This is a genomic window from Streptomyces fructofermentans (assembly GCF_014651055.1).
Classification (GTDB): Bacteria; Actinomycetota; Actinomycetes; order Streptomycetales; family Streptomycetaceae; genus Streptomyces; species Streptomyces fructofermentans.
The window spans coordinates 121034-140674 of sequence record NZ_BMWD01000014.1; the positions used below are offsets into that span (position 1 = coordinate 121034).

General features: G+C 75.0%; 15 protein-coding genes. 8 read left to right on the forward strand and 7 right to left on the reverse strand.

The features are described 5' to 3' along the window. Nucleotides 1-37: 37 nt before the first annotated feature. The 5 genes from IE265_RS20425 to IE265_RS20445 all read right to left on the reverse strand — a co-directional run bounded on the left by IE265_RS20425 (nt 38) and on the right by IE265_RS20445 (nt 5457). Nucleotides 38-1576 carry an FAD-dependent oxidoreductase gene (locus IE265_RS20425; RefSeq protein WP_190037148.1) on the reverse strand — a complete coding sequence of 513 codons (1539 nt, stop codon included), beginning with the start codon at nt 1574-1576 and terminating at the stop codon, nt 38-40. A gap of 210 nt (nt 1577-1786) precedes the next feature. Continuing rightward, nucleotides 1787-2518 (reverse strand): methyltransferase domain-containing protein, encoded by a 732-nt coding sequence (locus IE265_RS20430; protein WP_190037076.1) that lies wholly within the window; start codon nt 2516-2518, stop codon nt 1787-1789. A gap of 205 nt (nt 2519-2723) precedes the next feature. After that, nucleotides 2724-3917 (reverse strand): lycopene cyclase family protein, encoded by a 1194-nt coding sequence (locus tag IE265_RS20435; RefSeq protein ID WP_190037077.1) that lies wholly within the window; start codon nt 3915-3917, stop codon nt 2724-2726. Between the two features lie 233 nt (nt 3918-4150). Next, nucleotides 4151-4690, reverse strand: coding sequence for an anti-sigma factor (locus IE265_RS20440; RefSeq protein WP_190037078.1), 540 nt, complete (start codon nt 4688-4690; stop codon nt 4151-4153). Between the two features lie 140 nt (nt 4691-4830). Further along, entirely contained in the window at nt 4831-5457 is a 627-nt protein-coding gene (locus tag IE265_RS20445; RefSeq protein ID WP_190037079.1) for a sigma-70 family RNA polymerase sigma factor, read from the reverse strand. A 284-nt stretch (nt 5458-5741) separates the two neighbouring features. Between IE265_RS20445 and IE265_RS20450 the strand changes: the two genes are divergently transcribed. From IE265_RS20450 to IE265_RS20475, 6 genes are all read left to right on the forward strand, one after another. After that, a complete protein-coding gene (locus IE265_RS20450; protein WP_190037080.1) occupies nt 5742-7043 on the forward strand; it encodes a polyprenyl synthetase family protein in 1302 nt (433 codons plus the stop codon). Beyond that, nucleotides 7040-8581, forward strand: a complete 1542-nt coding sequence (locus IE265_RS20455) for a phytoene desaturase (RefSeq protein WP_190037081.1) — start codon at nt 7040-7042, stop codon at nt 8579-8581. The genes IE265_RS20450 and IE265_RS20455 overlap by 4 nt, the downstream gene beginning before the upstream one ends. Then, nucleotides 8578-9606, forward strand: coding sequence for a phytoene/squalene synthase family protein (locus IE265_RS20460; RefSeq protein WP_190037082.1), 1029 nt, complete (start codon nt 8578-8580; stop codon nt 9604-9606). Before IE265_RS20455 ends, IE265_RS20460 begins: the two co-directional genes overlap by 4 nt. After that, nucleotides 9588-10685 carry a Rieske (2Fe-2S) protein gene (locus IE265_RS20465; protein ID WP_190037083.1) on the forward strand — a complete coding sequence of 366 codons (1098 nt, stop codon included), beginning with the start codon at nt 9588-9590 and terminating at the stop codon, nt 10683-10685. The genes IE265_RS20460 and IE265_RS20465 overlap by 19 nt, the downstream gene beginning before the upstream one ends. A gap of 170 nt (nt 10686-10855) precedes the next feature. After that, complete coding sequence (locus IE265_RS20470) at nt 10856-11743, forward strand: oxygenase MpaB family protein (protein ID WP_190037084.1); 888 nt, start codon at nt 10856-10858, stop codon at nt 11741-11743. A 151-nt stretch (nt 11744-11894) separates the two neighbouring features. After that, a complete protein-coding gene (locus IE265_RS20475) occupies nt 11895-13916 on the forward strand; it encodes an ATP-binding protein (RefSeq protein WP_190037085.1) in 2022 nt (673 codons plus the stop codon). 113 nt (nt 13917-14029) lie between these two features. Here the strand turns inward: IE265_RS20475 and IE265_RS20480 are convergent, their stop codons facing one another. Then, entirely contained in the window at nt 14030-14719 is a 690-nt protein-coding gene (locus tag IE265_RS20480; protein WP_190037086.1) for a DUF4383 domain-containing protein, read from the reverse strand. Nucleotides 14720-15027: 308 nt separating this feature from the next. Here IE265_RS20480 and IE265_RS20485 point away from each other — a divergent pair, with 308 nt between their 5' ends. Further along, on the forward strand, nt 15028-16071 hold the full coding sequence (locus tag IE265_RS20485) for a MerR family transcriptional regulator (protein ID WP_229916327.1): 1044 nt from the start codon (nt 15028-15030) through the stop codon (nt 16069-16071). 54 nt (nt 16072-16125) lie between these two features. Here the strand turns inward: IE265_RS20485 and IE265_RS20490 are convergent, their stop codons facing one another. Further along, nucleotides 16126-16773: a PAS and ANTAR domain-containing protein gene (locus IE265_RS20490; RefSeq protein WP_190037088.1), complete on the reverse strand. Its 648-nt coding sequence runs from the start codon at nt 16771-16773 to the stop codon at nt 16126-16128. A 244-nt stretch (nt 16774-17017) separates the two neighbouring features. On the opposite strand from IE265_RS20490, the gene IE265_RS20495 reads away from it, so the two are divergent. Further along, nucleotides 17018-19582, forward strand: coding sequence for a SpoIIE family protein phosphatase (locus IE265_RS20495; RefSeq protein WP_190037089.1), 2565 nt, complete (start codon nt 17018-17020; stop codon nt 19580-19582). The last annotated feature ends 59 nt before the right edge of the window (nt 19583-19641 follow it).

The following is a 19641-nucleotide window of genomic DNA, read 5'->3' on the forward strand; positions in this document are numbered from 1 at the left end:
CCGCCATTGGATCAAGCGGAGCCACCAGGCGTCCAGGTCAGCCGGCTCCCAGTCGGGCCAGGGCCCGCAGCGCGGCGCCCCGGCCCCGGTTCGGGACCGTCCACAGCGTCTGCCCGCGCACGCCCCACCGCTCCAGCAGGGCGTTGGCCGCCAGGAATCCACTGGTCGCCGCCCGTTCCATCAGGGCGACCGGCAGGTCCGTACGCACGAGGTCGCCGGCCAGGACCAGGCCCGGGTCCGGGGTGCGGACGGTCGGTCGGCCCGGGTGGCCGCCGACGGGGAACAACGGGCAGTCGGCCCGCCATTCGTGCCGTTCGTCCACGACGCGCGCCGCCCGGGTCTCCGGCCACACGCGGTGCAGCTGGCCGAGCAGGCGCTTCTGCTCGACGTCACGCGTCGCGTTCTCCGGCAGGGCGTAGGCGTGCAGTTCGACCACAGACCCTCCGGTGCGCGCCGACCAGCGGGCGGCCTCGCCCTCCCAGCGCTCCAGGACACTGACGTTGTCGAGGGTGCCGTAGCCGCTGGTGCCCAGGAACCCGGGCCGGTCACCGGCCACCGGCCGGTCCAGCCACAGCCGGGAGACCAGGAACGGCGGTGCCGTGCGCAGCCGTGAAACCCGCTCCCGCCAGGGCTCGTCGGCCAGCCGCGGGGACCGTCCAACGACGTGGCGCAGGCCGCCGGTGTCCAGGGCCAGGACCACTGCGTCGTGACGGCTCTCGGTGTCCGCGGTCGCCACGACGAATCCGCCGTCCGGCAGTGGTGTCACCTCCTCGACGGCGGTCGAGGTGCGCAACCGGACACCGTGGCCCGCGAGGTAGGCGGCGAGCGGGTCCCACAGGGCGGCGGCGAACGGCTCCGCGGGCACGTCGAACAGCAGGCCCTCGGAGGATCCGAGGAAGTAGATGTGGAACATCAAGACCATCTCCGCCGCGGAGAGTTCCTCAGGGTCGGCGAAGAAACTGCGGGAGAAGACCTCGAAGGCGAGGTGGTGGGCGGCCTCGGGAAAGCGGATCGACTCCAGGAACTCGCGGGCGCTGATGCCGTCCAGGCTCCGGTACACGTCGGGCACCCGGACGTCGAGCAGGGGCAGCGCGGCGACCGGGTTCATCCGCAGCAGGTCGCGGGCCCCGAACGCGGGACTCAGGGCGACGAATCCGAGCGCGCTCCACGGCGGTGTCCGCGGGACCCGGCGGAAGCTGTCGCGCAGGCCGCCGCTGTGCTGGAGCGGATAGTCGGGAAGGCCGGTGAGCCGCTCGAACCGGGGATCGGTCCGCCGCAACAGACCCCGCAGGTTGTAGTACTGGCGGAAGAACGCGTGGAACCCGCGGCTCATCGTCGCCGTCGTGCCGTCCCGAAGCTCCACGGGCCAGCCGGCCACGCGTCCGCCGAGGACCGGCTCGCGCTCGTAGAGCGTGACGTGCACGCCGCGTTCCGCCAGCGCGGTGGCCGCGGCGAGTCCGGCGATGCCCCCGCCCACGACGGCCGTGCTCGGCGCGGGTCCACCGATGCGCCCGGCACCGGGCGCGGCGGGGACGACCAGCGTCCGCCGGTCCCGGCCCGGCCGCGCCCACCCCACCCGGCTCACCGCCGGCCTCCCGTGCGCCAGGTCCGGGTCACCATGGCCTTCGTACGCCCCGCACGGCTCACGATCGACCTCCCGTACGCCCCACGCGGCTCACCGTCCATGTCCCGTATCCCGCACACTCCTCGCGGCTCATCTTCCGTCTCCCGTATCCCGCACACTCCTCGCGGCTCACCGTCCGTCTCCCGTACGCCACGCGCGGGTTCACCGCAGGCCGGTCGGGGCCGTGTGCTGGCGGGTGGCGACGAACGTGTGCGTGATGCCTGTCTGCCAGCCGGGCAGCGGGAGGACCCGTACCCGGTCGAATCCGGCAGCTCGGAGGCGGGCGGCGAACTCCCCCGCCGTGTCGAACTCGACGACGCTGCGCCGCAGATGACGGTAGAGCCGGCCGTCCCCGAGTGCGGTGGCCACGGGCAGCACGGCACCGCCGCACACGGCGTTCCACACCGCCCGGTGTCCGGCCCGGCCGCTCAGGGTGTACTCGTGCACGGCCAGGCGACCGCCCGGTGCCAGCAGGTTGCGGACGGTCGCGAGGACACCGTCGGGGTCGGCGGCGTTGCGGAAGAGGTAGGCGGCGAACACCGCGTCGAAGTGCCCGTCCACCCCGGCCTCGGCCAGGCGTTCCGCCGGTGCGTGCACGAAGGTCACTCCGGGCCGCCAGGGCTTGGCGGCGGCTCTCTCGAGCATCCCGGCGGAGGCGTCCACGGCGGTGATCGCGGCGCCCGGCAGGACCCTGGCGAGGGCCGCCGTGGAGGCTCCCGTTCCGCAGCCCAGGTCCAGCACCCGCAGGCCGGCGCCGTCGTGCGGCAGCCCGAGACGGCGGGCGGAACGGCGCAGATGCGAGTGGTAGCCGGGGTTGGCGGCGACCAGGGTGTCGTAGCTGCGGGCCGCGTGGTCGAACGCCGTGGCCAGCTCTTTGTCGCGCAGCAGGGTCATACGGTCTCCTCGGGCACGAAGTGCGGGTTTCGCCAGGCGGCCCGGGGTCGCGCAGGGGTCACGCGCTCTCCTCGGACAGGGCGGTGCGGTACGGGTGGGCGGGAACGGCCGGGCAGAGGCCGTCGGTGCCGGACGGGCAGGACGGGCTGGACGGGCGGCACCGGACCGGACGCACGTGGCCGTGGACGGGCCCGGGGAAGCCTCGTCATGATCCGGGGAAGGGCCGGCGGGGCAGGTGCGGCAGCTCCGCGGCGGAGCGGAGCATCGGCAGGACCGGGGTGCGCAGGCCGATGGCGAAGTCCTCGTGGAGGTGCGTGCGGCCGTCGAGGAACCGGAGCAGCCGGTCCATCGGCACCCGGGAGAAGAGCCGGGCGAAGAAGACCGCACCGTCGACCCGGCCGCTGTCCAGGGCCCGCAGCAGCACCGCGTCCATCACACGCGAGCGGAGGGAGTGGGCGGGCGGCGGTACGGGGCGTCGTCCGGCGCGCAGGGCGTGCGCCACGGCCCGCGTCTGGCGCTGCACCGCGGCGAAGGTGTAGCCGGTCGACGGCCGGGTGGCCCCGCCCGCCGCGCCGATCCGGAAGACGGAGGGCCCGGTCTGCCGGGCGAACGGCGCGTCGGTCATCGGGATCACCCCGGTCTCCGTGGACACGACCTCCAGGCCGCGCAGTCCCAGCACGTCCTCGGTGTAGTGGCGCAGCGCCGCCTCGTACTCCTGCCGTGAGAGGACCCGGGGCGAGAACTCCGTGTACTCCACCAGTGCCTGGCTGCGCCCGGTCGGCAGCACGTATCCGAACGACAGGCCCCGTTCGGGCTGCGGCGTGCGGAAGTCCATGAGGTCCACCGCACCCGGGGCGAAGACGGGGCGGTCGCTGCGGACGAACCAGCCGTGGAAGTGCTGGAGCAGTGTGGTGCGGGCGGCCGGGAGGCTGCCGAGGGGCCGTGAGTCGAACACCCAGCGGGCGCTCACCCCCACCGGACGGCCCTCCGCGGTACGGCAGGCGACCTGGGCGCCCCGGGAGGTGCTCTCCACCGTGTCGACCACCGCCTCCAGGCGGCGCACGTGCCGGCTGGGCGCGAGGTCGTGGGCGACGAGTGCCTCGAAGTCCTCGGACCTGATCATCTTGTAACGCAGCGGGCTGATGTCGCCCTCGATCGGGCCGCCCGAGGGGGAGTGCACGCGCAGGCGCTGCCAGGACGCGGTGACGGCGGCGTCGTACCGGCCGCGGACCGGCTCCCAGAAGCACCAGGTGCGGCTCGGCGGGCGCAGCGGTCCGGGTGGCGCGTCGACGAGGACGACCGACGGCCCACGTGCCGCCGTCCCGGGACGTGCCAGCCGGTGGGCCAGCGACAACCCCGCGGCTCCGGCGCCCACGATGGCGACGTCCGCCTCCAGCACGACCGCTTCACTCCCCTCCGTCGGACCCGTACGAACTCTGCCGAGAGCATTCCGCTTCGGGTGCCCCTACGGATGCGGGCCACGCCGAAGGAGGGGACGGAAACGACGGGGATGCCCGGCGGGCCGAGGAAGCCGGAGGAGGCCGAGGCCGTGAAGCCGGGGAAGCGGGAGGGAGCCCGGAAAGGGGGGCGTGTGTCACCCGCGCCGCCCGCGCCCCGGACGCGTCACCCGCGTCACCCGCGCCGCCCGCGCACCGGACGCCGGAACGGCCTGATCGCCGCGCGCAGGAGGCGGCACAGGAATCTGACTGGTGCCAGGCGCAGGGCGAGCCCGACGGCACGGCGGTGAACACCGGGCGCGGACGTACGGGGTGGCGGCTCGGCGTGCGCGGGCGGCTCGGGTGCGTCGGGTGCCGCGTGCGTGGGCGTCACGGGAGGCGCCGCCGGGCCACGGGGCAGGTTCGGCCGAGTGGCGTCGGGCGGTGACGGGGCCGGGGCGGGTGGCCGGTGCGCGGGAGGTGGAGCGGCGTCGGCCCGTACCTCGCTGCTGATCGCCTCCCACACGCGCGGCGCCGGAGGCACGAGTGCCTCGTACGGGTACGTGGAACGTCCGGCGGCGACCACCCGCTCGAAGGCCGCGAGGCGGCTCCGGCAGGCCGCGCAGGCCCTGAGATGGCGGACTGCCTCGGCGGACCACGGGGTGCGCGCCCCGTCGAGGGCGTGCTGCGCGAGGTCGGCGGGCGACAGGTGCGGCGCGGGCTGCGGCACGGTCATGGTTCACCTCTCCGCTTCCTGGCGCCGGTGTCGGCCTGCCGATCACCTCTTCGGAAGCAGAGAGTCCTTTCGGATGCAGCGAGCCGAAAAGGACCCCTTCGAGGACCTGGCGACGACAGTGCATCGATTGTGCAACGTAGTCACCGAAAGTCACTCTGGACGCCGTCCGCCAGGAGGCACCGGCCGAGCCGGTGCAGTCCGCGCCGCGCGTGGCTCTTGACCGTGCCGAGCGGCCAGCCGGTGACCTCGGCCACCTGCGTCTGGGTCAGGTCGTCGTAGAAGGCCAGACTCAGCACGCGGCGCTGCGGGTCGGGGAGCCGCGCGAGTTCGGCGCCGACCAGGACGCGGTCGAGGACGGCTTCCGGCCGGTCCGCCTCTCGCGGCGCGCGGACGGACATCGCCGCTCCGGCGGCCGCCACCAGCTCGGCCCGCCGGGTCCGCGCGGAGAGCGCGTCGGCGATCTTGCGCCGGGTGATGCCGACCAGCCAGGCCGACAGAGTGCCTCGTTCGGGCACGAACCCGTCCCGCCCGCGCCAGGCGGCGAGGAACACGATCTGGGTCACGTCCTCGGCCTCCGAGGCGTCGCCGAGCGAGCGCCGTGCGAGCGTGTGCACCAGGGACCCCCACCGGTGGTAGGCGGCGGCCAGGCACGCCTCGTCGCCGCCCGCGAACCCCGCGGCGAGGTCCTCGTCGGCGAGGGACTCTGCGGCCGGGGCCCACAACGGGACGTCGGCGGGGGCCTGCGCGGTGGTCTGCTGTGCGGTCATGGTGACTGCTCCTCGTAGGTGCGGACCGTCGCTGCCCCGGGGCGGCCGACCGGTGTTGCGGTCCGGCCCGTGCCCCGGGAGGGGCTGTACGCTCCGGTCGCTCAGAGCGAATCCGGCCCCTTCACTTTGCGGAGCACGGCACCTGTGAAACAACTCGCATCGAGTCTGCATCGAAAAGCGCGAAGCGTCTTCTCCGTCCTTCGGCCCTGGGCGCATCCGTGTCCCCGGCCGAGAAGGAATGCGTAGGGACAGGGCCACCTCCGATCACGACGAGAGGAACCGGAATGCGCCCCAGCGAGGCGACGGACCATCCGGCGGGCGAACCACCGCCGGGCGTCCACCACTCCCCGGCGCGGGCCCGGGCGGCGGACCGGCCGCCCGGCGCCGACCCCGGCGACCCGCGCGCGATCGACGCGGACGTGGCGGGTGCCGTGGGCCGCGTCCTGGACCGCCTGCTGGCCGAGAGGGTCGCCACGGCGCGCGGACTCGACCCCGGGTTCGCCCGTGACCTCGCCGAGCGAGTCGCCCGCTTCACGCTCGACGGCGGCAGGCGCAGCAGGTCCCGCTTCGTCTGGTGGGCATTGCGGGCCTGCGGCGGCCCGGACGCGGCACGGGCGGACGCCGCCCTGCACCTCGGTGCGGCCCTCGAACTCATCCAGACCTGCGCCCTGGTCCACGACGACGTGATGGACGGCTCTCGGCTGCGGCGGGGCAGGCCCTCGCTCCACGCGGACATCGCCGCGCAGTACGGGGGCGCGGCCCCGGACCCGCGGACCGCGCGGTTCGGGGAGTCCGCCGGCATACTCGCCGGCGACCTCGCGCTCGCGTGGGCGGACGACATGGTCACCGACACCTGCGTGGACCGCCTGGACGCGGACACCTCGCGCCGGGTGCGCGAGATCTGGCGCGCGATGCGCACGGAGATGGTGGCCGGGCAGTACCTCGACGTCCGGGGCCGGCTCGCCCCGGCGCCCTCACCGGCCCACGCGATGCGCGCCGCCTGCCTCAAGAGCGCCCTGTACTCCGTCGAGCGGCCGCTCGCGCTCGGCGCGGCCTTGGCCCGCGCGGACGCGGCGACCACCCGCGAGCTGTGCGCGGCCGGGCGCTGCGCCGGAATCGCGTTCCAGCTCCGCGACGACCTCCAGGACGTGTTCGGGGACCCCCGTCGGACCGGCAAGCCCGGCGGGGGCGACATCCGCGCGGGCAAGCCCACCTATCTCGTCGCCGTGGCCGAAGCCCGTGCCGAGGGTGCCGGGGACCGGACGGCCGCGACGGTGCTGCGGCGCTCGCTGGGCCGCGCCGACCTGTCGGAGAGGGACCAGGCGGAGGTGCGGGACGTCCTGGTCGGCACCGGCGCACGCGCCGCCGTGGAGGCCAGGATCGACACGCTGGTCCTCCGGGGTACGCGGCACCTCGACTCGGCCTCGCTGGCGCCCGAGGGCCGGGACGCTCTGCTGGCCCTGCTGCGCACCGTGGCCGGCGCTCCCCCGGTGCCCCGTCCGGCCGACGGCCCGCCGCCCGGCAGCGGTGACGGCGCACCCGTACCGCTGCTGCTCTCCGTCGTCTCCGAAGGAGCCGCACAGTGACCAGGACACTTCCCGGGCGCACGGACCACGTGGTGGTCGTGGGGGCCGGCCTCTCCGGCCTCTCGGCCGCCCTGCACCTGCTCGGCGCGGGCCGGCGGGTCACCGTCGTCGAGCGCGACCCGCTGCCCGGCGGACGGGCCGGGCGGCTGGAGCGCGGCGGATACCGCATCGACACCGGCCCCACCGTGCTGACCATGCCCCACCTGGCGGACGAGGCCTTCGCGGCCGTCGGCGAAAGCCTGCGCGACCGGGTCGAGCTGATCCCCCTTCACCCCGCCTACCGGGCCCGGTTCGCCGACGGCAGCAGCCTCGACGTGCACACCGGCGCCGAAGCGATGGAGGCCGAGGTCGAACGCTTCGCGGGGGCCCGCGAGGCGGCCGGCTACCGGCGGCTGCGGCGCTGGCTGGAGAAGCTCTACCGGGCCCAGATGCGCCACTTCATCGACACCAACTTCGACTCCCCCTTCCAGCTCCTCACGCCCGACCTGGCCCGCCTCGCGGCACTCGGCGGATTCGGCAGGCTCGACGCGCGCATCGGCCGCCATGTGCGCGACGAACGCCTGCGCCGGGTGTTCTCCTTCCAGTCCCTGTACGCGGGCGTGCCCCCGGCCCGGGCCCTGGCCGCCTATGCCGTGATCGCCTACATGGACACCGTCGCGGGCGTCCACTTCCCCCGCGGAGGCATGCACGCGCTGCCGCAGGCGATGGCGGACGCCGCCACCGACGCGGGCGCCGAACTGCGCCTCGGCGAGGACGTCGTCCGGCTGGAGCGCTCGGGCGACCGCGTCACGGCCGTCGTCACCGCGCACGGACGCATCCCCTGCGACGCCGTCGTCCTCACCCCGGACCTGCACGTCAGCTACCGCCTCCTCGGGCACGTCCCGCTACGGCCGCGGCCCCTCAGGAACTCGCCCTCGGCGGTGGTCCTGCACGCCGGCACGGACCGCACCTGGCCGGGCCTCGCCCACCACACGCTGTCCTTCGGCGCGGCCTGGCACGGGACCTTCGACGAACTCACCCGCACCGGCAGCCTGATGAGCGACCCGTCGCTGCTGATCACCCGGCCCACCACCACGGACCCGGACCTCGCGCCGCCCGGCCGCCATCTGCACTACATCCTGGCGCCCTGCCCGAACACGGACATCGGGCCGCGGGCCGCCCAATGGGGCGACCTGGCACCCGGCTACCGGGACAGCCTGCTGACGGAACTGGAGCGGCGCGGACTCGACGGCATCGGTTCCGCCATCGAGGAGCAGTGCCTGGTCACCCCGGCGGACTGGCAGGCGAGGGGACACGCCGCCGGTACGCCCTTCTCGGTGGCGCACACCTTCGCGCAGACCGGCCCGTTCCGCCCCCGCAACCTGGTGCGCGGCACGGAGAACGCCGTGCTCGCCGGATGCGGCACCACCCCGGGCGTCGGCGTGCCGACGGTCCTGCTGTCCGGCAAGCTGGCCGCAGCCCGGGTCACCGGACGCACCGGACCCTCCGCCCGCCGGAGACGCGTCCCCCGTACCGCGAGCGAAGGGACGCCCTCATGACCGACCGCGAACTCGACGCGGCCCGCATCACCGACCCCACGCTCCGCGCGGCCTACACGCGCTGCCGCCGGCTCAACGCCCGGCACGGCCGGACGTACTTCCTGGCCACGCGCCTGCTGCCGGTCGAGCGCCGGCCGGCCGTGCACGCGCTGTACGGGTTCGCCCGCTGGGCGGACGACATCGTCGACGGCCTCGATCCGCTGCTCACCACCGCCCGGCGCGCGGCGGCCCTCGCCGCCCTCAGGGCCGAGCTGGAGCGCGGGCTGCGGGACGGCCGCAGCGGCGAGCCGGTGGTCCGCGCCCTCGCCGACACCGCCCGGCGGTACGCGATCGACCACCAGCACTTCGACGACTTCATGGCGTCCATGCACAGCGACCTGGACGTCACCGACTACGCAACCTACGAGGACCTGTGCGCGTACACGCACGGCTCCGCGGCGGTGATCGGGCTCCAGATGCTCCCGGTCCTCGGCACGGTGGTCCCGCGCGAGGAGGCGGCGCCGCACGCCGCCGCCCTGGGCGTCGCCTTCCAGCTCACCAACTTCCTGCGGGACGTCGGCGAGGACCTGGACCGCGGCCGCGTCTACCTGCCGGCCGACCTGCTGCGCGCCCACGACGTCGACCGTGAACTGCTGCACTGGAGCAGGGAGTCCGGCCGCCGCGACGCCCGGGTCACGCGCGCGCTGCGGGCGTTCGAGGACCTCACGCGCGGCGTCTACCGCGAGGCGGCGCCCGGGCTCGCCATGCTCGACCCCGTCTCCCGGCCCTGCATCCGCACGGCGTTCGTGCTCTACGGCGGAATCCTCGACGCGGTCGCCGACGACGGGTACGCGGTGCTCCACCGCCGGTCCGTCGTGCCGCGCCGACGCCGGGCCGCGGTCGCTCTCGACGGTCTGGTCCGCGTCACCGCCGCCCGGCTGGAGGCCCGGCGCGCCGCTCCCGCCGGCCGGCGGCCGCCACCCCGGGCGACGACGGCGCAACCCGTCCGACCCGTGCCGGAGCCGGTATGCGAGGAGGTCGCGTGAACCCCCGACCCGGCCGCCCCGCGGGGCGGTTCCCCCTGTCGCTGCGCAGGAGGCCGGTCCCCTGGGAACGCCAGCGGCCGACCTGGCGCGAGGCCCGCCCTGGTGTGATCGCCGCGGCCCTCAAGCGCGCGCAGGCCCGTCCCTCGGGCAACTGGTTCGTCGTGGGCGCCACGCTCGACGTACGCGGTGACCGCCCGCTGGCCCGGACGGTCGCCGGACAGGAGATCGTCGTCTGGCGCGACGCGCGGGGCCGGCTCGTCGGCGGCCCCGGCGTCTGCCCGCACCTCGGCGCACCGCTCGCGAAGAGCCCCGTACGCTGCGGGACGCTCGTGTGCCACTGGCACGGACTCGCCCTGAACGGCACGGCCTTCGCCGGCTGGGAGCCGCTGCCCGTGCACGACGACGGGGTCCTGGTGTGGGTGCGGCTGGACGAGGCGGGCGGTGAACGACCGCTGCCCGCGCCGCTCGTGCCCGAACGACCCGCCCCGGAGCGGTCCGTGTCGGCCGTCTACACCGGAATCGGCGTCTGCGAGCCCGAGGACGTCGTCGCCAACCGCCTCGATCCATGGCACGGCGCGTGGTTCCACCCGTACTCGTTCGTCGACCTGACGGTCGTCGACGTACCCGGTGCGAGGGCCTCCGGCACGACCGGCGGTACCGCCGGGAAGGAGGACATCGCCGAGGAGGGCGCGCACGACGGCTCGGCCGAGGGCGGGGACGGTTTCGCGGTCGACGTGTCCTTCAAGGTCGCCGGACGGCTGGTGGTCCCCGTGCGGGCCGTCTTCACCGCCCCCGGGCCGCGCACGGTCGTCATGCGCATCGTGGAGGGCGAGGGGGAGGGCTCCGTCGTCGAGACCCATGCGACGCCCCTCGGCCCCGACGACCGCGGCCGGCCCCGCACCGCCGTCGTCGAGGCCGTCGTGGCCGTCTCCGAACGCCGCGGCTTCGCGGTGGCCCGGGCGGTGGCGCCGGCGCTGCGCCCCCTCGTCCGCGCCGCCGCGGGACGGCTGTGGCGCGACGACCTCGCGTACGCGGAGCGCCGTCGGCATCTGCGCTCCACCGGCCGCTTCCCCGGCTGACCGCGCTCCCGGGCAGCTCCTCGGGCAGCTCGTACGAAACCGGTGCCTCCGAAAGCCCCCGCGGAGCCGAAGTGGGGGTGGGACGCGAGCCCGGTCCCGCCCGGCGGACGAGGGCGGGGCCGGGCCACGCCCGCACCCCGGCGGCCGAACCACAGGAGGACACGACGCCGATGAGACCGACCGGACCCCGCGTCGGCGAGCTGCGTGAACGCCTCGGCAGCGCGCTCTTCGCCCGGGTCGCGGGACCCGACGGCCCGCGCAACCGGGCCCGCATCCACGGGACGCCAGGACCCCGGTGGTTCGGGCCCGATCGTCCCGTCCGCAGGGTGCACGGCGACGCGTCGATGTTCATCGGCGGCCTGTCGGCCCTCCTGCTCCAGTCCCTCCACCCGCTCGCCATGGCCGCCGTGGCCGCCCACTCGGGCTTCCGGGGCGACCCGTGGGGCAGGCTCCAGCGCACCAGCACCTTCCTGGCGACCACCACCTACGGCACCGCCGACAGCGCCCGGCTGGCCTGCGACCAGGTACGGGCCGTCCACGCGCGGGTGCACGGCGTGACCCCCTCGGGCGAGGCCTACCGCGCGTCCGATCCGCACCTGCTCGGCTGGGTCCACGTCGCCGAGGTCGACAGCTTCCTGCGCGCCCACCAGCGTTACGGGCTCCGCCCCCTGACGGACGACGAGTGCGACGGCTACGTGGCGGACACGGCACGCATCGCCATCGAGCTGGGCGTCCCCGATCCACCGCTCAGCACGGCCGAACTCGCCCACCGGCTCGGCGCGTACCGTCCGGAACTGCGGGCCACCCGCGAGGCGAAGGAGGCCGGGCGCTTCCTGCTGCTGCATCCGCCCGTACCGCTGCTCGCCCGCCTCCCCTACGGCGTGCTCGCCGCGAACGCGGTGTCCCTGCTGCCGGACTGGGCGGCTGCCGAACTCCGGCTGCCGAGGCTGCCATTGGTCGAGGGAGTGTGCGTACGGCCGCTCGGTTCGGCCGTGACCTCGGCGGTCCGCTGGGCGATGGCCCCGTCGCGGCCCCCGACGTCCGCCCCGACGGGCTGAGAGGGAGTGCCCGGGGTGTCCTGCCGTGACCGTGCCCGGCACGGGCCCACCGTGCCGCGAACAAGTGGCGTTCCGCGAGGAGGGGCCCGGAACCGGTCGCACCGGGAGCCAACCCGCCGCGTCCGACCGGTGTCGAAGTGAGGCTGATCCAGTGCTGAGCCATCTGCCCGAATCCCGGGACGAGTTCGTGGGACGCCACCACGAACTGGCCGCTGTCGCGCAGGCGTTGCGGCAGCACCGTCTGGTGACGCTGACGGGCGGCGGAGGCGTGGGGAAGAGCCGGCTCGCCCTGCGCGCCGCCGAACAGGTGCTGCGCGAGGGCAGCCGGGGCGTCGCCTGGGCCGACCTCTGGCCGCTGTCGAACCCCCGTCTCCTCGTCGCCACCGTGGCGGACGCCCTCGACTTCGCCGACCACTCGTCGACGGTTCCGGTCGACGCCCTGTGCGCCTGGTTGGTGGACAAGGACGTCGTCCTGGTGCTGGACTCCTGCGAGCACCTCACGGAAGCCTGCCGGTCGCTGCTCGACCGGCTGCTCGGCGAGTGCCCCGGGCTGACCGTCCTCGCGACGAGCCGGGAACCGCTCGGGGTCCAGGGCGAGCACCGGGCGGTCGTGGACCCGCTGCCGACCGCCACGGACGCCGTCGAGCTGTTCCGCCACCGCGCGGCCGGGTCTGGGCCGGGCGGCCCGTGGGACCCGGCGACCACGGCCCGCCTGTGCGAGTGGCTCGAGGGAGTCCCCCTCGCCCTGGAACTGGTGGCGGGTCAGCTCGCCCACCGCACGCTCGACGAGGTCGCGCACGACCTGCGCTCACGCCTGGACATCACCGCGCCGGAGCGCACCTCCGGCCCGCCCAGGCACCGGGCCCTGCGCACCACCATCGGCTGGAGCCACGAGCTGTGCGAGCCCGCGGAGCGCCTGCTGTGGGCCCGGCTCTCCGTGTTCCGGGGCGCGGTGGACGCGGACACGGTACGCGCGGTCTGCGCCGGTGGGGCGCTGCACGAGAAGGATGTCGAGCCGGCGCTCACGGGGCTGGAGCGCGGCTCCGTCGTGTCCCGTATCGGAGACCGCTTCCGGATGCTCGACACCGTGCGGGAGTACGGCCTCATGTGGCTGGACGAACTGGGCGAGACCGAGTCGCTGTCCGAGCGGCACGCCCGGCACTTCCTGGAGCGCGGCCATGAGGCGCGCGAGGGCTGGCTGGGACCCGCGCAGATCGACGGGTACCGCTGGGTCGCCGCCGCCCACGCAGACCTGTGCGCCGCGCTCGACCACTTCCTGAGCACGTCCCCCGGCAGGGCGCTCGACCTGTCCGGCCGGCTCGCCCTCTTCTGGACCTGCTGCGGTCGTCTGCGCGAGGCGACGGCCTACCTGGAGGAGTCGCTGACGCTGTCCGAGGAGCAGGGCCCGGTCAGGACCCGGGCCCTGTGGGCCCTGGGCGTCGCCCGGGTGCTCAGCGGGGAGCATGTGGCGGCCCAGCGCCTCGCCCTGGCGTGCGAGCGTCAGGCCGTGCACCAGGAGGACCCGGAGGGCGTGCTGCACGCCGCGTACCTCCTGGGACTGGTCCATCTGCTGCGCGGCGGGCCGATGGCCGCGCGGTTCGTGGTCGACGGGGCCCTGGAGAGTGCCGGGGGCGAGCCCTTCGGCTCCGCGGGCCGTGTGCTGTGCCGGCTGGTGCGCGTCTTCGCCCTGACCGCGCAGGGGCTGCGCGAGGCGGCCCGTCGCGAGGCCGGGGAGCTGCGCGCGGACTGCGTGGCGCGCGGCGAGTGGTGGACGCGCTCGTACGCCGACTACCAGCTGGCGCTGATCTCACTGTTCGAGGACCGTGCGGGGGAAGCCGCCGGGCACGCCCGGTCGATGCTGGACGGCAAGCGCCGCATCGGCGACAGCTTCGGCATCGCCCTCGGCCTGGACCTGCTCGCCTCGGCACTCGCCGCCCAGGGCGCGGGCGAACCCGCTGTCGCCGCGTACGCGGCCGGGGAGAACTATTGGGACGCCGTGGGCCATCCGCAGCGCGGCACGCCGGAGCTGGGACCGGTGCGCCGGCAGTACGAGTCGACCGCCCGCTCCCTGCTCGGGGACGACGGTTACGACAGGGCCCTGCACAGGTCCGTGCTGCGAGACCCCGAGTCCGTCCTGCGGGAACTCCTCGACAGCTCGCCTCCCGGTTCCTGAACTCCGGGACACCGGATCCCGTCCGGGGGGCCGAGGCCACTGGTCCGTTGGCGGCGTCGGCGTCGCCCCTGAGGCACGGACTCGGTCCGCGCGCCCTCCCCGGGACCACCCGCTCATCCCCGGCGGGGCAGCGCACCGGACGTCAGGGGGCCGGGACCACTCTCCGCGTCGGGTCCCGGAGGGCTCGGCGCGACGGCTACCGGACCACTCGCGGTGACGTGTGCCCGACCGCCCGACGGAACCGGCCCCGGGGGGAGAGCCGCCGCGCCGGAGCCCTGTGCGGAAGCGGACGTGCCCAGGCCGGGCGCCTGCCTCCGGGCCGCGAGGGACTCGCGGGCCGCCTCGCGCGGGTGGCGCCGGCGCCAGTACGGGTTGTCGTGCGACAGCTTGCTGGAGACCCGCCCGTACATGCCGAAGGTCAGCACGACCAGGCCCATCACGAAGCTGAAGACGACATTGGTCATCCCGAAGTCCAGGACGTTCGCGGCCCTGTCCAGGATGAAGAGGTGGGCGAAGCCACTCAGCACGAACAGGGTTCCCACGACCATGTTGAGCGTCGAGGCGAAGTTGCCGCCGACCACCGCACCGCCGAGCAGCGCCAGACCGACCACGACGGAGATCAGGCTGAGGACCCCGTTGGTCGACAGGCCCGCGATGCTGTCGCCCCCGGTGTCGAAGGGGGACAGCCGGTCGGCGAACCCCAGCGTGCCGAAGACCAGCAGGACGAGTCCGCAGAACGCCGCTCCGTAGCGGTACACCGTGGCCAGCTCGTGGTCGACGGGAAGTTCGTCGCGCAGCCGCATGGCTGAAGTCCTTTCCTGGCAGGGACCGGCCGGCTCCCACCGGCAGGGCGGCCTCACCGGCCGCCATGGCCCCTATTCGCCGCAAACAGGACATACGGTTGCACCGGGCCCGGAGAAGCGGTCCCTCGGCCCGCATCGACCGCGGCCCGTGGGCACCCGCCCCCGAGCGGCTGCATCCGTGGCCCGCGCCCACGCGGAAGGATCAGTGCACCGGGTGTCCGCCACCCGGCTCCGGAACATTCCCCGAATCGAGGCGAGCCACCTGTGACCATCTCCCCCCTGCCGGCGCCGGGGGACGCCCGGTGGAAGTGAGCGCACACGCCGACACGGAGTCCACCGACGTGGGTGTGACCACGGGCTTCCTGGCGCGCAAGCTGGGCGTCTCGCCCACCACTCTGCGTTCCTGGGACCGCCGGTACGGGCTGGGCCCCGCCGTGCGACCCGACGGACGGCACCGCCGCTGGTCGCACGGCGACGTCGAGATGGTCCAGGAGATGTGCCGGCTCACCGCCTCGGGCGTCCCGCCCGCCGAGGCCGCCCGGGCGGCCAAGGAACACGCCCGCACGGCGGACACCGCAGCCCCCGGTCCGACTCCGGGGCCCGCGCCCACGGCGGCCCCGGCTCCGGCCGACGAGCACTCCCCCGCCGCGCGTGCCCGGGCCGCCGTGTCCGCGACCGCGCAGGTCTCCCACTCGGGTACGGGGCTGCCGCTCGGCGACGTGCGCCAGGAGTGCCGGGGCCTCGCCCGCGCCGCCGTACGGCTGGACGCGGCGGCGGTGCAGCGGCAGCTCACGGCCGTGCTGGAGGCCTACGGGCCCGCCGTGGCCTGGGAGGAGGTGATGATGCCGACCCTGCGTGCGGTGGGCCGCAAGTGGGAAACCTCGGGCGACCGGTACGTGGAGGTCGAGCACCTGCTGTCCTGGCACATCGCCGCCACGCTGCGGCACTCGTACGTGCGCGCGTCGTCGTCGGCGGCCCGGCCGGACTCCTCGCCCGTCCTGCTCGCGTGCCTTCCGGGCGAGCAGCACACGCTGCCCATCGAGGCCCTCACGGCGGTCCTGGCGGAACGGGGCGTGCCGGCGCTGATGCTCGGCGGGGCCGTCCCCGCCGAGGCCCTGCTGGCCTCGGTGCGGCGCACCGGGCCGTCCGCCGTGGTGCTGTGGTCCCAGTCCCGGTCGACGGCGAGCCTGGCCCTGGCCCGCCACGTCGCCGCGACGCGCTGGGGGATGCGGGGCGCGCGGACGCGGAGCGCGGTGCTGCTGTGCGGTCCCGGCTGGGGCCGGTCCGGCGAGGCGGGCCTCCTGCGTCCCACCGGCCTGCGGGACGCGCTGCGGATGCTTCCCGCGCGCTGAGCACGGCGCGCCGCCGGAGCAGGGCGCGCCGAGCCCCGGGAACGCGTGCCGCCGTCAGTCGGAGGTCTCCGGATAGAGCGCCTGCGCGATGCGGTGGTGCAGGTCGTGCTGGGCCTCGCCCGGCGGGGTGGGCGCCGCCTCCACGACCGACTGGGCGAGGGTGCGCAGTTTGACGTTGGTCTGCTGGGAGTGTCGGCGCAGGACCCGGAACGCCACGTCCTGGTTGACGCCGTACAGGCCCATGAGCACGCCACGGGCCAGGTCGATGTCCGCCTGGGAGGCGCGTGCCCGCTCGATGTCGCCGGAGGCGGTCCGCCGGCTCTCCTCGCTGACCGCGGCCGTCACGTCGACCGAGAAGCCCCGTACGGCGACGACCTCGCCGTCCTTGGTCCGTCCGTCGCCCACCAGGACGGCGTGCCGCTCGTCACCCTGTGCCGTCCGCACCCGGTGGTAGTACCCGAACGGGTTGCCGGTGCGCCTCCCGCGCTCCAGCGCCTGCTCCACTCCGCCACGGTCGTCGGGGTGCACGTGCTTGAACAGAAGGGCACCCGTCGGCGTGACCTCGTCGACCTCGTAACCGAGGAGCCCGAACATCTCCTCGGACCACCACCACGTGTCCTCCGGGACCCGGTACAGGAAGACCCCGGTCAGACCGTCCTGCTCGTCCTGCTCGTCATTCGGCAGGTCCTGCTCGTCCAGCACCGCGACGACTCCCTTCTGCGGAGAGGGCCGCGTGGGGCGGGCGCCCGGCGCGTCCTCCCTCTCCCTCGAAGTCTCGCACCTCCGCCCCCGGAGCAGCGCGGGAACCTCGGCAGGGGGCCGTCCCGGCGGCCGCGCGGCTCCCGGACGGACCGGCGCATCGCGTCTCCGGGGTGCAGGTGCAGGCCGTCGTGGCGCATTCTGACTGTGTCAGCCCCTCCGGCGGCGCAGGGACTAGGTGGGACGGATGACTGGGAGTGCCGAGCACCGACCCGGGACGTCCGGACGCCTGGACACGCTGCTCACCGACGTCATCAGGGAGGCGCTCAGCGCGGCCGGCGGCTTCGCGGGCGGCGTGTACATGCGTTCGAGTACGCCGGGCCTGCTGCGGCTCGCCGTGCTGTCCGGACTGCCGGGGCGGCTGTTCCGTCCCTGGTCGCGGCTGCACGTGGACCGCCGGTTCCCCGTCGCCGACGCCTACCGGCTCGGCGTCCAGGTGGTGCTCCCCGACGCCGCGGAGACGATGAGCCGCTACCCCCAGTTCGCGACGGGCCTGCCCTTCCAGTTCGGCTCCCTGCACGCGCCCGTGGCCGGGGAGCGGACGACCTACGGCGTGCTGACCGTCCTGCGCCCCGCCGTTTCGGACGCCACCGACGTGCTGCCGGACCGCGACCGGCTCGCCCAGTTGGCCGAGAACCTGGGATCCGCCCTGGAGGACCTCGAAGCGTCCGGCGGGACGGTCGCCTGGGACGGCGAGCCGCTGTGCGTACGGCCTCCCGCCCCGGGCTCGACGGCGGGCCGCATCGGCCGGTTCACCTGGAATCCCGCGACGGACGAGGTGACCACGGACCACCGTCTGCACGCCGTGCTCGGTGTGGCGCCGGGACAGCCCACAACGACGTCGGCCGAGCTGGCGGGTTCTGTGACCGCCGCCGACGCCCACCACGTGCTGACCGCCCTGCGGGAGACCGCGGCGGGCAGGCCGCCGCCCCTTCCGCTGCACGTGCGCTCCGTCGACGGCGCCCCTCGGCTCGTCGAGCTGTGGACGCCGTTCGACGCGTCCGTGCCGCGCGGCGCCCATCCGGTGCACGGGCTTGTACTCGATCCGGACATCGGCTCGGTGGCGGACGCCGGAGCGGACCTGCTGCCGGAGGGCGTGTTCTGCCTGGACCGGCTCGGCCTGATCGTCTACTCCAATCCGACGGCCGCGCATCTGCTGGGCCGGTCGATCACGGAGATGCTGGGCCGCTCCCTGTGGGAGGCGCTGCCGTGGCTGGACCGGCCCGGCTACGAGGACCACCTGCGCAAGGCACTGCTGTCGCCCGACCCGGTGCACTTCCACGTCGTACGGCCGCTCGGGCAGGACGACCGGGGGACCGCGGCGCCGCCCGTCGGTGACAGCCTCATGCTCTCCGTGTACCCCGGTCCCGGCCTGCTGACGTGCAAGGTCGTTCCCACGAACCGGGCGGCGGACACCTCGGCCGGCGCCCCGCTCCCGTACGGGCGGACACCGCACGAGGCGCCCGCGGCGAGCGGCGCGCACGCCGCCGAAGGGGCCGCCGGGGGCGCCGGTTCGATGGCGCCGCTGTACCGGCCCATCGTGCTCGCCATCGCGCTGACCGAGGCGGTCACGGCCCACCAGGTGTCCGCGGTGGTGATGCAGGAGCTGCTGCCGGCCTTCGGCGGCGGCCGGCTCGCGATCTACCTGCTCCAGGAGCAGCATCTGTACCTCGCCTGGGAGACGGGCTTCCCCAAGGGGTTCCTCGACCCGTTCGAGGGGGTGGGACTGGACGTCCGGCTGCCCGGGGTGGAGACGCTCACGAAGGGCCAGCCGCTGTTCTTCGAGTCGATGGACCAGCTCGCGGCGGAGTACCCCGGCATCCCCCTGGACACGACACAGGGCGCCCGGGCCTTCCTTCCGCTCATCGCGTCGGGCCGCCCGGTCGGCTCGTGCATCCTCGGCTTCGACCTCCCGCGCAGGTTCAGCACCGAGGAGCGCATGGTCCTCTCGTCGCTGGCCGGGCTGATCGCCCACGCCATGGAGAAGGCGCACCGCTACGACAACGAGGCCGCGCTCGCCCGCGGGCTCCAGCAGGCCCTCCTCCCCCGGCGGCTGTCGGCCCACCCCCGGGTGGAGACCGCGGGGCGCTACCTCGCGGGCACGCAGGGCATGGACGTGGGGGGCGACTGGTACGACGTCGTGGAGTCCGGGGACGGTCTCGCGCTGGTCATCGGCGACGTGCAGGGGCACGGTGTCCAGGCCGCCGCCACGATGGGTCAACTGCGCAGTGCCGTAAGGGCCTTCGCGCTCGGCGACCATCCCCCCGACGAGGTGATGAGTGGCACCAACCATCTGCTGATCGACCTCGACCCCGGGCAGTTCGCCAGTTGCTGCTACATCCGGCTGGATCCCGTGACCGGGCTGGCCCGGGTCGCCCGGGCGGGGCATCCGCCGCCGATCATCCGCTACCCGGACGGGCGCACCCACGTCCTGGACATCCCGGGCGGGGTGGTGCTCGGTGTGGACCCGAACGCCGACTACCCCGTGACGGACCTGGAGATGGAGCCCGGCGCGATCCTCGCGCTGTACACGGACGGTCTGGTCGAGCGGCCCGGCGCCGACATCGACGACGGCATCACCGCGCTGCGGGTCGCGCTGGCGGCGGCGGGCGCCCCGGCCACGCACCCGGGCGGCCGGTCCCTGGCCGGGATCGCGGACCGGCTCACCGCCCGCGCGCGGCACGACGCCGACCGTCCCGACGACATCGCACTCCTGCTCACGACGCGCCGGCAGACGCCCCGCACGCCCTGAGCACGCCCGCCCGGCCCCGCACGGCACGACGGCTTCCCGCGGACCCGGGCGACGGCCCG